Below are 14827 nucleotides of genomic sequence, written 5' to 3'. Positions count from 1 at the left end.
TCATGTTGGATGAGATGAGTGTTAGAAATCGATTTTGATCCCGCCGGCAATACTTCTGGGTGCCGGTGGCGCAGTCAATGCATCCGGGTCAAGATGTCCGTCTGCTTTTTTCCAGATGATTCCCAGATTGTTGGCGTACAGGTAAATCTGAGCTGATTGGAAGGGCAGGGTTTTGACTTGCGATTTGTTAAGTGAATAGCTCAGATTGATATCCTGAAAACGGATGTGGTCACCTGGTTTTACATGCACGGATGCGTACCTGTAAAACTCATTTCTTTGAGATTGATTGACCTGAGGCATAGAAGGTACGTGGGTGAATGCCTCATCACCGGGCTGCTGCCATCTGTTACTATAATCCGCGTGGCCGCCAGCGCCGCTCAATATCGTATCATAGCTCAGCGAAGGGGTCCTATAAAAGTATTTCAGACGGTAGCTGATATTAGCAGACAAACTGATTCCCTTCCATGAGAATGTGTTGCGGATAGCGCCGAATAAAAGCGGGCGCATCGTGCCATGGTATACCAGGTCTTCTAAAGTAGTTGAGGTCCTGATTGAAGCATAATTACTGCTTGGCTCGCCCTGAAGATAACCTCTCGGGTTGCCGTTGACCGGATCCAGGCCAGCCCACTGGAAACTGTAAATGCCGTAAAGTGGCTTGCCCTCTGCGGGTACAATAGTCCCTCCGCTCAGATAGGAGCCAACAACGTTTGTTGGTTTGACCAGATATTTACTCACCTTATCTGCCGCGTAACTGACAAAAAAGTCTGTGTTCCACTGAAATTCCCCTCTCAGGTTCCGTGATGAAAGATTCAGATCAAGACCTTTTCCACTGGTTTGGGCTGTGTTTCCCCTGAAAACACTCATGCCGGTCTGAGGCGCGAGAGGAGATTGACCAATCAGGTCAATTCCCTTTTTTAGATAATACTCGATGCTGCCACTGAGCACATTTCCTTTCGTCTTGAAATCCAGTGCCAAGTTGATCATCCTGATCCGTTCCCATCTGAGTTCAGGGTTGGGAGGGTTAATGATGCTTGCAAAAGGTAATCCTACCGCAGAACTCTGAGCAGGCCTGTACTGCGCTGTAGTGTAGGCAGAGAGGGTTTTGTCAATGTTACCATTGTATCCATAGGTGGTTCTAAGTGTCAGGGAGGGAAGCCAGGAGAGATTATAAAACCCTTCCCGGTTTACTTTCCAGCTTGCGCCCGCTGAATAGAGCGGCACGCCCTTCTGATTTGTTTTTACACCAAACAGGTTTGATTGATCATACCTTGCGCTTGCCGACAGGATGTAACGACCCAGATAGGTATAGGCCGCGTTACCGTAAAAGGATAAATACCTGTCGGTTAGATCAGTTAAGCCATTAATGGAAGCTATCCTGTTGGTGGTCGAAGCCGGGTTCACATAGGAAGCAAAATTGGAGAGGTGATCGACCAGAACACTTGTAGCCAGGTCAGGGTCATAACCATACAGCCGGTTTGAAAAACCTCTGGTAGCAAGCTCGCGGACTTCAACTCCTGCTAATGCGGTTAAATTGCTTTGATTTGAGAAATCCTTGTTGACGTTTAACTGCGCCCTTACATTGTGGGTTATAGCTTGCAGGTCGCTGATGTCCAGAATATCACCATAGGGAACCGGCCTTGTGAGCGCTCCCGTCTGGCCGACAATCGTATAACGGTTGACCATATCGCGTACGAACCAGCTGTTTTTATCCTGACGCCTTCGCACCTGGCTCATGTTGTTGACATATTGATAAAGGGCCTGCGCAGACAGCCATGAGTTGATCTTATATGTAGCATTCAAATTCACCCGGTAGTCTGTCAGACGCACTTTGTTATCAAGAAGCTTTTGATCAATGATCGGATTGTAACTCCAGTCCAAAAGTCCCTGCGCGTTGGCCTGATCAAGAAAACTTTTCCTGTAAGAGTGGACGAGTGGGGCGGGGTTGCCACTCTGATCTGTGAAGCTGGCATAAGGATAAAGCGGCCTCCCGGGCGATGTGTTCAAATCACTGACCCCTACATTGTTTAACAGGTTTTCTGAGGACGTATAATAGATCCCGGTGGTCAGTTCCAGCTTTTGTTTGAGCAGTGTGTAGGTATTTGTAGCATTAAGCGTGGTTCTTGAAAAATCACTGCCCACAGTGGAAGCCATATTTTTATCAAAACCGCCGGAGACCATGTATCGCTGATTTTTTGCACCTCCCCGGATGTTTACAGCGTATTGCTGATTGACACTGTTTCGGTACAGGTGCCTGCTGATGTCTTCTCTGACATCTTTGCCGCGAAAAGCATCTATTTGAGCCTCTGCTTCAGATGTGCTGATTCTGCCGTCTCTTTGAGCAATCAGTAAATCCAGTACAGGTGTAAATGCAGTTTTGGCATTGTCATTTTCAATACTGTTGTAATAGCCACGTTGGAACAGCGTCTTTTCAATGTCGATATACTCAGAAGTAGATAGCTGTGGAACGTAATAAAGGTCCGGCCTTTGCTGCACGGTGACATTACTATTGACAGACACCTGAACAGGCTGATTGAAGTTTCCTGTTTTACTTGTGATTACTATGACCCCGTTACCAGACTGGGCTCCCCAGATGGAGGCTGCCGCTGCGTCTTTGAGAATTGTAACACTCTCGATGTCGTTGGGATTGATTGAAGCAAGATCACCTGTGTAGGGGAAGTTATCTAATATAATCAAGGGGTCCTGCCTTGCGAAGATGGTACTTTGGCCCCGAATCGTAATAGGGCTTTGCGCTTCACGGGGGGTGATCCCGTTCCGGTTAAATACAAGACCGGGTACCACATCAGAAAGCCTGCTGATAATATCAGGACTCACGCTGCGGTTTAAAAGCTGATTATCGACCTGAACAAAAGAACCAGTTGCCCGTTCACGTGCGATTTGCTGGTAGCCGCTGGAAACAGTCACCTCGCCAAGCTGATTTGCGTCTGCCAGCAATTCTATCAACTGCAGCTGGGACCCAGTTACACGAACTTCCTGTCTGAGATAACCGATAAATGAAATGACCAGTACAGGATCCGTGCCGTTCACAGCTATACTGAAGCGTCCCGATGAGTCTGCCGATACTCCCTGAAAAGTGCCCTTCTGGATCACAGATGCTCCTGCAAGTGGGGTCTGATCATCAGCGGACACGATCCTGCCGTGGATTTTTGTAAGCTGCGCCAGCGAGACAGCAGGTAAAGTGATGATTAGTAATAGGGTGAAAAGTGTTTTCATATGGATGGGGATCAAGGGTTAGCGCGCTGATGCAGATAGATTGTCACGTATAATCAGTACACGTTGATCAAGCTCTGTTTCTGTCATTGTCAGCCCGTAACCGGCCAGTTCTTTATTCAGGGCAGTCAGATCGGAAAGACCTGATTCAATTTGAAGGTTAACACGTTTTTTAAAGCCGGTCTGATCAACAATAGGAATAGGGTGGTTCTGGGATTTGTTAAGCCTCTCTACGAGCATGGACAGCGTAGCATTTTTTACCTGCCAGCCAAAGCGGTCTGTCTGGATCTGTACAGGCCCGGTTCCACTGATCTCCAGTTTACCGGTCTCTGTGGTAGATCTGAGCACAAGGCATTTTTTTCGGCGCAGCTCGACACTAGCCGAGAACTCGGGAAACATGTTTTCCAAATCCTTTTGCATCAATTGATTGGCTTTGCCGGATAAAGAGGGCGGAACAATCAATTCATAACAAAAGCCGTGGCCTTCGTCCAGCCAGTTTCGGTAGTCGGCACCATAAAGCTCTGATGTGAGCTCGGAGCCACGGTCAGATTCAATAATGACGCTACCCTGATCAAACCACCCTCCGGGTTTCGCGTAAGCGATGCGGTACAGCCAAAGGCGGCTGCAGTTGCGTACTGTGATTCTTTTTCCCTTTTCCTGTTCATTCTTCCAGGAGAACCCTCCCGGTAATCCCGGTGTGTAGCCGGTCATTAACGAGTGGTAGATGATTCTACTGCCATCACCACCGTTTCCGTTCGCTAGCAGCGGGAGCTTGTCTGAATAGGGGATTCGTATTTCGTCTTTCTTTTCGCTGAGTACCGCATCCGGTTTTCTTAGCATTGAGCTGATCTTTTCAGCGGTAATCTCCTCCATTTCAGTAATGGCGCGCACCACGCCTGTCTGATCAATCCACACGTAGTGAGGAAAGGTCGAGTGGTAAAACATCCTGCTTAAAACTGTGTCTGCAACGACTTCCGGATGGGCTATACGTTTGCCATATCTTTTCTCGTGTTTAACACGGAAGGCAGCCACTTTTGCTGCGGGCTCTGTGGTCACTGCCAGAAACTGGACCTTGCCTTCAAACTGTTTTTGAAGCGAATCCATTCGGGGGATCATATAGACACACGGGCTGCACCAATAAGCCCAGAAATCCAGGATTAGCAGTTTTCCTGTGAAATCAGAGACTTTCGCTGTAGGTGTTTTATAGTTTAAAACGTTTCGGATGACAGCGTCCGGAACCGTGTCGCCAATAGACAGTGAACGGAATGGGGCCTTAACCTGCTGAGCTTTCGCAGGCCGCCAGCAAAGCATTAGTATAAATGAAAGTAGAAGATACAACAGGTAAGGCAATAGCTTCCCTGGTGAGCAAAAACGTGAGTTCATTGCAAAAAAGATTGGAGTGAAAACAATAGATATCCTGCCCGTTTTCAAAAAATGAAAACGGCAATGCAGTAACCGTCAATTGACGGTCAGATCATGAATATTGGAATTGTGCTTAGTCCGGTGGACAGATTACTAGGGTAATAATGGCAATCATACGCGTTAATCAGTTTGTGCTTCCGAAGATACGGCAGCGTTCGACAAAAATTAACTAAGCCAGTTCCCTGATGTGCGGTGGTAGGGGAGCCTATAAAAGGCGTGGAACTTGGCTTATTTCATTAGAGGTACTGGTATACCATGCAGCAACAAGCAAACCCACGCCTAGGTCGTGAGCTATTCTGCCTATTGTCTCGCTGCAAAAATTACCAGTTTTCTAATGTGAGACTCTAAGCGAATGCTTCAAATTTCTTTGTGAAGTATCGCGGTATTGATTTAATATTCAAATTTAGCCAAAAATACACAAAAGTCAACCAAATGGCTGACTTTTAATTTTTTGAAATTTTACTCCTTGCAAGTATGAGTGCAAGGCTAGACGATACAGATGTTAAATTGAAAAATAAAATTGCTCAGCGAATCAAGGAGCTGAGGACGTCGTCTGGTAAGAAACAGCTCCATTTTGCTGCAGAAGATTTAGATACAGATAAACAAACACTTCAAAGATTGGAATCGGGGAGAGGGGCCTCTGTATATTCTATTAATAAAATCTGCATAGCGTTAGGGATATCAATGAAAGACTTCTTTGATTCGGAGTTATTTGAACATTCCCAATAGGTTGCCAAGACTTTTATATTCTCAAGGAGTCAGACTGGAATTGAAAATGATCATCCTCTAACAACGACTTACTCTCACTTTCTGCTGAGATCTTTCTCCTATTTCACCCGACAGCCTCGTAGCGCTGATATCAGGAAAACCGCTGATCAGCCTTACCGTACAGTCCAATACGGAATTCAATTACCAAAAAGAAAACCTGCCAGAGAGCGGCAAAAAGGCAGAACTGGAATTCGTCCTAAATCCTGTTTTCACGTTCACGCCAGTGCAGCCAAAACCCGCAAAAGACACAACCGGCAGCCGTAGAAAGATACTTCAGTACGAGCTTTCAAAAGAACTCAGCCGCCAGGCACAGCAACGATCAGAACGACAGCTGTTACAAGCCAGAATCAATAACCTGACAGAAGCCATTCCAAATCTGGACCTGTACGAACGGGAAAAAGCAACGCATGAATTAAAGAAGCTGAATAGCGAACTGGCATCCTTTCCCGATATGCAGGACAACGCCCAGAAAATACGGTTACAACTGGAGGTATTAAATGCGAAACCGCTTCCTGTTGAGAATGAGCCAATTAAACTATCCGGTTACATCAATCATCTGAAGCTATGAACCGTTTACTAAAAACCGCCCCCTTTTTTCTTTTTTTCTGCCTATCTTGTTCAAACCAAATCGGCCCTTACCGTGATATTGAAATCACCGTACTGAACGCCGACTTTGCCACCGTCCGGCTCTACAATCCCGACAGCACAATAATAGCAACAGAATACTTTGACCGCACCCATAGCGAAAGTTTGCACATAGGCTACATTCCAGATGGTCACCTGCGAATTGAAGTACAGGCAGAAGTAAAGAAGCAGACTGCCAGTGTTGATACTTTGATTGATTATAAGGGTAGGTTTGGATGGATGGTGGAGTTTTAGATAAAACATTTTTCTTAGTTGATATGAGATCTATCGTCTTACCAAAAAAGATTAACAGCGATGAAACCAACGTTCTTGATGTCGACCATAGTTTAGTAATTATTGGAGCTAACGGCGCAGGAAAAACTAGGTTTAGCGAGCAGATTGAAAGAGGTTATATTACAGAAGTTCATAGAATATCAGCTCAAAAGTCATTAACAATGCCTGACACTACAATGCCTACAGGGATTGAGGAAGCTGAAAAAAGACATTTGTTCGGATATTATGACAAGAACTGGCAAAAGGAATTTTATAGTGAATATAAATTTGGAAATAGATGGAAAGGTTTAATTAATGAATTAGATGATTTTGGCACATTACTTACATTAATTCATAGTGATGAGTATAAAAATGCTTTAGATTACAAACAAGGTCACATAGATAAACCTTTTACAAAACTTGATCAAGTAATAGAAATATGGAATAACATTACGAATAATGAAATGCTTGTGACATCAGGACAGCTATTGGTAAAAAGGAAAAACCATCCCAGTATATACAATGCATCCCATATGAGTGATGGAGAAAAAATTATACTTTATTTCTCTGCGTCCGTTATGTTTGTCCCTTTAAATACCATACTAATTATTGATGAGCCGGAAATTCATCTCCACCGGTCAGTAAATACTCAACTATGGGATAAATTGGAATCGCTTAGACATGATTGCATATTTGTATATTTAACTCATGATTTAGAGTTTGCAGCAGGTCGGACTAATTCGGAAAAAATATGGATTAAAGAATATTACCCTGAGCCAGCTTGGGATTTTGAAATACTTCCGAAAGACAATGAAATTCCAGATGCAATATTGCTACAATTACTTGGAGCTCGAAAGAATATCCTATTTGTAGAAGGAGATAAAAATAGCTACGACAAAAAGATATTTGATATTGTTTTTAGTGAATTTTATGTATATCCATTAAAATCTTGTAGAAACGTAATAAGCTCTGTTATTGCATATAATAACATCAAGCAACTTCACCATTTTCAAGCTTTTGGGATTGTTGATAGAGACAGAAGAACCGCGGATGAGATCAACCGCCTAGAGAAAGACCATGTATCCGTATTGAAGGTTGCAGAAATTGAAAATTTATTCTTATTACCAGAATCAATTGAGCTAATTTGCTTAGCCATGTCCAAGGATTACATATCAACATTTGAAATCTGTGTTAACAATATAATTAACAGTTTTAAAGAAAAAATGATCGACCAGGCGATTGATCACGCGAAGTCAAGTATAAATCGACAGTTTGATAGAACATTTAATCCGAAATTGAAAGAGGTATCGGAGATTGAAATCGAACTTCAAACACATTTGGAGAATATAAAATTTAAACCAATTTATGACTTTAACATCGAATGGTTTAATGACATAGTTAGAAAAAGAGACTACATTTCAATTTTAGAGGTATTTAATGACAAAGGATTACTGCATAATTCCAAATTACTGGATATTTTGGGTTTAAAAAGAGATAGTTTTTTTAATTTATTTTATAGCAAGATTCTTTCAAGGGAATACAACTCAATTCAAGTAATCAACAGGATAAAACAAATATCTATGGGATAGATATTTGTTTTATGCATTTACAACCATTTTATATTTTAAAATATTATGAGAGTATTTATTAGTTGGTCTGGTGAGCGCAGTCATCGAGTTGCCTCATTATTAGATGATTGGTTACAATGTGTTATACAGGCATGCTCGCCTTGGCTATCAAGTAAAGATATTGATCGAGGAGCACTCTGGTTTTCAGAAATAAATGATCAACTTGCTAATACATCCATTGGAATAATTTGTTTAACTGCCGAGAATAAAAACAAACCTTGGATATTGTTTGAATCAGGTGCTATAACCAAGGGGTTGCCAACAGGTCGTGTATGTACTTTCCTGGTAGATATTGAACCATCTGAAATTGAGAATCCTTTGGCTCAATTTAATCATACAAAACCAGATAGAGATGGAATGTGGCAATTAGTTAGAACAATAAACGTTTCCCTTAAAGATCAAGCTCTCAAAGAAGCCATTTTGGAGAAAGTTTTTAGTACATATTGGAATCAGTTTGAAGAAAAGTTCAACAAAATTATTGAAGAATCTCCTCAAATAGGCGAAATAGAGAAGAGAGATGATGACAGCATCTTGTCAGAAGTTCTTTCATCTGTACGTGGAATGGATAAAAGAATTAGGCAGATGGAATTGAAGGAGTCCTTAAAATTTCAAAGCTATGAAGTCGTATCGTCTTTTGAAGAAATACCCAATTTAAATGTAAATCAATTGGAAAAATTCATAATTGGTCAAGTAAAAAAGATGATGCCAGTGCAATTGATTGAACAAAAAGCATTGGAAAAATTTCCTGCGCCTAAACCTCTTGTTCGTAAATTGATATCCACATACGAGGCTTACAGGGACAGCGATAATGATTTTCAAACCTAGTACAGATGCTACCAACCCACAATCAACCCCTTCCCAACCGCACAACCTTTTAAGAAGCGGTTGGCTTGCCCACGCAGTGCAGCATCACACAGATTTCCTACATCTCCAGCCGCACATTAAACAGTCCGGTCAGTTTGCGAAAAAGCAACCCTGACCGGACAATTTAATTTTCTACGCGCACGTTAGCGCACATTCGGCCACGGGCTTAACAGCATCGTATTTTACACGCCTGCGCAAGAGCTTGGCGGGTAGCCCCGCCAAACATGCTACTCAAATAGTGATTTTACCTCCTTCTGAACGTCGGATCGTAGAATTGCCTAATTTCTGACTTAAAGCTTGATTTTGCAATCAAAAGATCCAATTATGGCTGACATGTCTACCATCTGAGGTGGCAAGCGGGTATCGATGTAGGTTTCCGTTTAATAAGTTAATTACAATATTTTCTATTACTAAGACAATTATTAATATTTTGTTTGAATTATCAACTAACCTCTAGAATATCAGTTATGGGAAATTTTCAAGTTTTTAAGAGTGCCAAGGACAATAATTTTTATTATCGCCTTCGAGCAACAGGTAACTCAGAAATAATTCTCTCAGGAGAAGGATACACAACAAGGCAGAATTGCTATAATGGAATTGAATCAGTAAAAACTAATGCTCCCTACGATGTTAGATATGATCGAAAGGATGGATTTGCAAATTATACCTTCGTTTTAAGAGCAGGGAATGGTGAAATAATTGGAAGGAGTGAAAATTATACAACAGCTGCCGCAAGAGAAAATGGAATCGCAGCAGTTAAGCGTGACGCTCCTGACGCACCAATTCAAGACTTGACTTAGCCCGCCCACAGCCAACCCCTTCGAAAAAGAAGCGGTTGGCTTGGCCACGCAGTGCAGCATCACACAGATTTCCGACATCTCCAACCGCACATTAAACAGTCCGGTCAGTTTGCGAAAAAGCAACCCTGACCGGACAATTTAATTTTCGACGCGCACGTTAGCGCATGTTCGGCCACAGGCGTAAGGATATCATGTTTAATACGCCTGCGCGGGAGCTTGGCTGGTAGCCCCGCCAGCGGTTTCGCGAACAAGTAGCGTTATGCAATGCGGGTCTAGCTGTCTCTCTCTGGTCATTCAGTCAGGCGCTGCGTCCACCGTCACGCCTTCCTTTGTCAGTCATGCCGCCGGGCCAGCGTGCCCTCCTTCGTCGGCTCTTCCTTCATTCCCGACGTTCGGCGGTGGCGGCCACTGGCATATTTTGCGGGGTCTAAGGTGTGTCCACCACCTTTCATATTTTGTGTGCCCCCTTTGGCCGTCTCCGCGCCCCCGCACCCCTTCCAGCGCGGCGCCGGCCCGGGCACGCATCACGCCTTCGATAGTAGCGTCGTGCTAATGTCCAAGAAAAAGCGTTGTACCCAGACCCTAGAAATAACGTTCTGCCCATGTGACCAGTTTTCAAAAATCGCGTCTTAACTAATATGGCGGCTGCTGCCATAAGGAGGGTAACAGGAAAGGGATTGAATATTTTTCAGTCCCTTTTTTCTATTTCACCAAACCAGTAAAAAAATGAAAAAGCTCTTTTTACTCGCCTTCCTTTGCACTTCATGCGTTAGACTTGTGCCTCTCAAAAATCAGTACGACGAACAGCCGCGTGTTGCTGTAATAAGCAGACCGCTACAAGATGTCCTGAACGACTTCGCTTTGCTTGCTGTAGACAATAGCTACCCCGTAGAAAGTAGCGATACCAGGTCTGGACTGATCACCGTCGGCCCGACTAAATTTCCCAAACACGGAGGATTCGAAAGTAAAAGCGGACGCGTTCCCAACACAGACGCATATATTGTCGCTGAGCGCTATTCAGACGAATACCCCGACCGGACTGACAAATTCACTTTTACCGCTTCATGGAACTTACTGATAGTCCCCGTTGACAGCAGCACAACCCAGATCCGCATTAAACTATACGATGCAAAAGCTTTTACAAGCGATTACTCTCTGAAAGGAAAATCCACAGGGAGATTTGAAGATTGGCTGATAGAGCAGCTTTCGCAAAAGTAATTCCGACCATCAGGCTCATTCTTCCCGCCTGCTTAGGTCGCTCCATAGCTCGACCACCGCTCAGCTCTGTACCAGCCGGGTTTGGTTGACCGTGCCGACATTTTTTAGCCGCCCTGCGGAGCGGCGTTGGCGGCTCCGCAAATGGATGCCGCATCCTGGTTGCTCACTTACCACACAGGTATTACGAAAGTTAGGCTCGGCCGGAAACACGCAAGGGTGCGCTACGCCGAATCGAAAAATCTCCACCCTCCTGACGTCGGGTAGTATTTTTCAATTCTCCCCTGCATGTATCCGGCTCTAACACCTGTGGATCGCGTAATTCCAGTGCGGTGCTGGAAGGTTAAAGATTACACACATGGATACGCTAGATAAACTATTCGCATTACAGCAAAGTCTTTCCTCAGACCTCTCACAAGTTCAGAAGCAACTGCACAGAGCCAAATCACCAGCAGCCAAAGTTGTTCTGAAAAGCAAGTATTCACTGTTGTACAAGCTGTATCAGCAGGTTTGTGATATGGTGCTGCCGTATTAAGCAGTAAAGGGAGGCGAAAGCCTCCCTAATTGTAAATCTCATACTCTAAACCATAATACGATGAACACAATGGAACAAAAGCCAGAAAGCAATTTCGACCACTATTCTAAACGCTCCATAACATTTCGAAATGTTAACCGGCTCTATCCTAGCTGCACCCCGACCGGCGTTAAGGAGTTCTGGATATACGGTCAGGGATGGATAAAGAATGACGTGAAAGGGGAAGTTACAGAACAGATCCGTTCAGCTCTAAAGCTTGGAGCAACTAAAATTCAGTTGCATCTAAGGAACGAGAAGTCTGGTCAGGACATTTACACTGACTACCATGTTCGGGAGTTGACGGAGTAAAAAATGCAGTAAGAAGCTACCTGTTTATAGTTTCTTACTGTTACCATCTTTTCCTTTTGGAATAAGAGGTACATCACTATCTAGTTCATCGTAAGTTACAGAGATCACACCGAGTACGCCTTAATCTATAGAAAGATAATTATATAAAGTGAAGTATGATTGTAATTCGTCATAACTGCCAGCCCTGTCAGTTATATACTGCGCAAGCTCTTTCGTTGGTAATATCAACACCCCACCGACTATATTAATGCTGACCGTCTCCCAATGGAAATATGCCCAAAATGCAAGGGCGATCTGAAAGACTATGGCGGCTATAAAGATAAAATGTATCCGAAAGGAATAAGTATGACTGATGTATGGTATGATATACCGCCAGTTCGGCATACCAAATATAAGAAGCGAAAAGGAACAAATGAACTATCGATTAAGTTACTTGATAGAGTTTTGGAGATGTCGAGCCAACCCGGTGACGTAATATTTGATCCTTCTGGCGGCAGTGGTAGCACATATATAGTTGCTGAATTGAAAAAGCGGAAATGGCTTGGAGTTGAAATTGGACCAGTAGATGATATACTTTCCAGATTCTCTAATATTGAATCGGAACGACCTTTACTCAATAAATACAGAAACGGATATAACCGTTTATTTACTCCTGATAGCAATAGAAAAAAAAAGCGTGGTTTGTGAACTGACGAGAGTTTTAAGAAAGAGCAGGTTTTAGCTCTCTCATTTGATTGGAAATTTGCATCATTTAAGAAATAAATCTTGTAACATGTTATTAGAAAACGACCTTAGGTCAATATTGGATCGGGAATTAGTTAAGTTTAAAGTAGCTCCCAATAAGGCTGAAGACGACCTAAAGCAATGTTTGATCAGATTTTATGATCATGCTAGAAGGAGAATTAGGCCCTCTAGGTACATTATTCATGAGTCGGAGGATGTGTGTAATACCCTTAAGGATAATGAGGAGTTGATGAGTCCATATTTGTCGATCAAAAATGATTTGGAGATAGGTGCTGATATTACAAAGCATCTTAGCAAGAGCATTTTGAAAGAAACCAATGGCGGCTTACTTATTCACTGGGATATTTATCATGCACATATGGAAACGGAGTTGGAGAATCCTGCTTCTTATTTTGTTAAACGAAGTGATTTTCAACTATTCTTTTATAAAACCGATTCTAACGTTTATTTCCTAGATATCTTGCCTCATTTATCTGGTTATGAGTATTCTGACAAAAAATTATTAGAAATTATCCTGAGAAATTTTCCGCATCTGCTTGAAAAATACATATGTAAAGGAGTAACAGGTTTGGCAGTCGAAATAGATACGGAAGACGCTCACCTCCTACGTAAGGCAAATATCGTAAGTCCAGTAAAATTGAGTAATGGGCTCATCTATGCACCTCCCGGTATGGGGTCTGCGAGCAGTGGCACATCTGTTAATGCTGCCCGGTTTGCCAATACCATTATTGGAGGACTTAGGGAACTGGACGCATACTTACAGTCCGGTGAATACAGTTTTAATAAGGACAATAGTGGCTTGGAGCTCGAAGGCAATTTCATATATCTTGTCAACAAAGATAATGGTGTACGTGATTCAGAGATGCGTATTAATCTTCCGTAGATCACGACATAAATTACACATGTTTTAAAGTGGGGTACACTAATAAGCTTGCAAACTAGCTCATTATAGAAGTTCTGTTCTTTAATTTGATAAACACTACTTCACTCCAAACATCTCCAACGCATCAAACGGAGGCCGTTCGTACGGCTGAATGGCTTCCGGAACATTCGTATCCTGACGCGCATTGTAAATACCATCAATAGTCCTGTAGCCTTCCATTTTGTCATCCGGGTATTTGAATTCCATCAGATTTGCCATTTCATCTTGTGTCAAATTTGGAATAAGCCAGGACAGTGCAGCGTCACCCGTTAAAATTAGCGGCTGCCGTACCCCGTCATTATGAATCTTTGCCATCTTAGGACTAGCATCTGTGGTTACGATGGCAAACGTGTTCATTCCATTCCATTTCGAGTAGATAGCACCCAAAGCAAAAAGTTTTTTTGTGGTAGGCTTGATGTACCAGGATTCATGTTCCTTTCCTCCAAGTACTGGATAATGTGGTTCAAAAAAACCTGTGCAAAGCACTAGACAACGATTTTGCCAGGAATCCCGGTAGGACGCCTTTGTAAATAACTCGTCGTTTCGAGCATTGAGCGTATTCGCTTTCCAGTCCTTTTCTTCTTTTACCCAGCTCGGCACCAGGCGCCAGCGATAAGTCGTCAATTCGCGCGGATTCTCTTTACTGATCACAGGCAAATATGGCTTATCAAACCCGTTCAAATCAAATCCTTTTTTGAAATTCTCCAGCTTGGCAGCCGGTAGTCTGAACTCTCTCGCAATCTCGTCAGCGTCCAGCTCATTGGATACGTGGTAACACATAATTTTCAAAGTTTTTCATCTGTTGAAATACTGCTAATCTAAAACCAAGCCAGCGAGTAAATTCCGCAAAAAATACGCAGACTCGAACACTCTTTACTAACAGTATACGTCGAAAATAAAATTTCAATACTACTTGCTAACCGTTCTCAAAACCGCTAAACTTGGTATTAATTACATCATTTATTTGATACTAAACGTATCATTTTAATTTTAAGTTCTCTGAATCAATCTTTTATATCGAGTCAGGTAAATTTTAACTTTAATCAACGAAAAATATGAAAATGCTACACGAAAGCAACGTTATAGAACATGAGACTGGACTAATCGTCCAGTTCCAGGACAACGATATCGACCGCATTTCATTCTCTCGAATGACATTCAGAGTTGATATCTTTTGCAGCATGCCAATCCTGATTTTTGGCTTTCAAACAAAGACTCAGCCAATCATTTTCCCCATCAGATTTGTCTCAGATTCCGCAATATTATACAGTGTACCAGTAAACATCACACTACAGATCCAAGGGCAGGATGGACGACTAAGATATGAAAGTATGTTTGACCTAACTCCTATGCAGTCAGAAGAAATGAAGATTTGCATAAGGGAGCAGGCCGATTTGACACCTGGACAACTGGACGTAATTGAGGATTATATTTATTCCGATTATATCTGAATGCT

15 protein-coding genes are annotated in these 14827 nt (G+C 42.7%); 11 read left to right on the top strand and 4 right to left on the bottom strand.

What is annotated here, in order from left to right:
- Positions 1–21 precede the first annotated feature (21 nt).
- Complete coding sequence (locus AC1XUE_RS15480) at positions 22–3231, bottom strand: SusC/RagA family TonB-linked outer membrane protein (RefSeq protein WP_483356887.1); 3210 nt, start codon at positions 3229–3231, stop codon at positions 22–24.
- 18 nt (positions 3232–3249) lie between these two features.
- Positions 3250–4611 (bottom strand): TlpA family protein disulfide reductase, encoded by a 1362-nt coding sequence (locus AC1XUE_RS15475; protein WP_483356886.1) that lies wholly within the window; start codon positions 4609–4611, stop codon positions 3250–3252.
- Between the two features lie 513 nt (positions 4612–5124).
- Between AC1XUE_RS15475 and AC1XUE_RS15470 the strand changes: the two genes are divergently transcribed.
- From AC1XUE_RS15470 to AC1XUE_RS15435, 8 genes are all read left to right on the top strand, one after another.
- Positions 5125–5379, top strand: a complete 255-nt coding sequence (locus tag AC1XUE_RS15470) for a helix-turn-helix domain-containing protein (RefSeq protein WP_483356885.1) — start codon at positions 5125–5127, stop codon at positions 5377–5379.
- Positions 5380–5641: 262 nt separating this feature from the next.
- Entirely contained in the window at positions 5642–5986 is a 345-nt protein-coding gene (locus AC1XUE_RS15465) for a hypothetical protein (RefSeq protein ID WP_483356884.1), read from the top strand.
- On the top strand, positions 5983–6297 hold the full coding sequence (locus AC1XUE_RS15460) for a hypothetical protein (protein WP_483356883.1): 315 nt from the start codon (positions 5983–5985) through the stop codon (positions 6295–6297). Before AC1XUE_RS15465 ends, AC1XUE_RS15460 begins: the two co-directional genes overlap by 4 nt.
- Complete coding sequence (locus AC1XUE_RS15455) at positions 6279–7904, top strand: DUF4435 domain-containing protein (protein WP_483356882.1); 1626 nt, start codon at positions 6279–6281, stop codon at positions 7902–7904. Before AC1XUE_RS15460 ends, AC1XUE_RS15455 begins: the two co-directional genes overlap by 19 nt.
- Positions 7905–7949: 45 nt before the next feature.
- On the top strand, positions 7950–8768 hold the full coding sequence (locus tag AC1XUE_RS15450) for a TIR domain-containing protein (RefSeq protein ID WP_483356881.1): 819 nt from the start codon (positions 7950–7952) through the stop codon (positions 8766–8768).
- A 506-nt stretch (positions 8769–9274) separates the two neighbouring features.
- Positions 9275–9607: a YegP family protein gene (locus tag AC1XUE_RS15445; protein WP_483356880.1), complete on the top strand. Its 333-nt coding sequence runs from the start codon at positions 9275–9277 to the stop codon at positions 9605–9607.
- 726 nt (positions 9608–10333) lie between these two features.
- Positions 10334–10825 (top strand): hypothetical protein, encoded by a 492-nt coding sequence (locus AC1XUE_RS15440; RefSeq protein WP_483356879.1) that lies wholly within the window; start codon positions 10334–10336, stop codon positions 10823–10825.
- A gap of 355 nt (positions 10826–11180) precedes the next feature.
- Entirely contained in the window at positions 11181–11357 is a 177-nt protein-coding gene (locus AC1XUE_RS15435) for a hypothetical protein (protein ID WP_483356878.1), read from the top strand.
- A 468-nt stretch (positions 11358–11825) separates the two neighbouring features.
- Here AC1XUE_RS15435 and AC1XUE_RS15430 read toward each other — a convergent pair whose 3' ends face one another.
- The gene (locus tag AC1XUE_RS15430; protein WP_483356877.1) at positions 11826–11936 is read right to left on the bottom strand and encodes a hypothetical protein; all 111 of its coding nucleotides are present in this window, start codon (positions 11934–11936) and stop codon (positions 11826–11828) included.
- Positions 11937–11948: 12 nt separating this feature from the next.
- On the opposite strand from AC1XUE_RS15430, the gene AC1XUE_RS15425 reads away from it, so the two are divergent.
- Positions 11949–12392 (top strand): DNA methyltransferase, encoded by a 444-nt coding sequence (locus AC1XUE_RS15425; protein ID WP_483358000.1) that lies wholly within the window; start codon positions 11949–11951, stop codon positions 12390–12392.
- An 85-nt stretch (positions 12393–12477) separates the two neighbouring features.
- Complete coding sequence (locus AC1XUE_RS15420; protein ID WP_483356876.1) at positions 12478–13332, top strand: hypothetical protein; 855 nt, start codon at positions 12478–12480, stop codon at positions 13330–13332.
- 96 nt (positions 13333–13428) lie between these two features.
- Here AC1XUE_RS15420 and AC1XUE_RS15415 read toward each other — a convergent pair whose 3' ends face one another.
- Positions 13429–14151, bottom strand: coding sequence for an SOS response-associated peptidase (locus tag AC1XUE_RS15415; protein WP_483356875.1), 723 nt, complete (start codon positions 14149–14151; stop codon positions 13429–13431).
- A gap of 275 nt (positions 14152–14426) precedes the next feature.
- On the opposite strand from AC1XUE_RS15415, the gene AC1XUE_RS15410 reads away from it, so the two are divergent.
- The gene (locus tag AC1XUE_RS15410; RefSeq protein WP_483356874.1) at positions 14427–14822 is read left to right on the top strand and encodes a hypothetical protein; all 396 of its coding nucleotides are present in this window, start codon (positions 14427–14429) and stop codon (positions 14820–14822) included.
- Positions 14823–14827 lie beyond the last annotated feature (5 nt).

Source organism: Dyadobacter sp. HNCC25DJ187, from assembly GCF_056895255.1.
This window is presented reverse-complemented; position numbering and strand designations above follow the sequence as displayed.

Coding starts and splice junctions, on each gene's coding strand:
- AC1XUE_RS15480 (WP_483356887.1), bottom strand. CDS start 3,231: ATGAAAACACTTTTCACCCTATTACTAATCATCACTTTACCTGCTGTC.
- AC1XUE_RS15435 (WP_483356878.1), top strand. CDS start 11,181: ATGGATACGCTAGATAAACTATTCGCATTACAGCAAAGTCTTTCCTCA.
- AC1XUE_RS15460 (WP_483356883.1), top strand. CDS start 5,983: ATGAACCGTTTACTAAAAACCGCCCCCTTTTTTCTTTTTTTCTGCCTA.
- AC1XUE_RS15475 (WP_483356886.1), bottom strand. CDS start 4,611: ATGAACTCACGTTTTTGCTCACCAGGGAAGCTATTGCCTTACCTGTTG.
- AC1XUE_RS15415 (WP_483356875.1), bottom strand. CDS start 14,151: ATGTGTTACCACGTATCCAATGAGCTGGACGCTGACGAGATTGCGAGA.
- AC1XUE_RS15410 (WP_483356874.1), top strand. CDS start 14,427: ATGAAAATGCTACACGAAAGCAACGTTATAGAACATGAGACTGGACTA.
- AC1XUE_RS15440 (WP_483356879.1), top strand. CDS start 10,334: ATGAAAAAGCTCTTTTTACTCGCCTTCCTTTGCACTTCATGCGTTAGA.
- AC1XUE_RS15470 (WP_483356885.1), top strand. CDS start 5,125: ATGAGTGCAAGGCTAGACGATACAGATGTTAAATTGAAAAATAAAATT.
- AC1XUE_RS15420 (WP_483356876.1), top strand. CDS start 12,478: ATGTTATTAGAAAACGACCTTAGGTCAATATTGGATCGGGAATTAGTT.
- AC1XUE_RS15445 (WP_483356880.1), top strand. CDS start 9,275: ATGGGAAATTTTCAAGTTTTTAAGAGTGCCAAGGACAATAATTTTTAT.
- AC1XUE_RS15450 (WP_483356881.1), top strand. CDS start 7,950: ATGAGAGTATTTATTAGTTGGTCTGGTGAGCGCAGTCATCGAGTTGCC.
- AC1XUE_RS15455 (WP_483356882.1), top strand. CDS start 6,279: ATGGATGGTGGAGTTTTAGATAAAACATTTTTCTTAGTTGATATGAGA.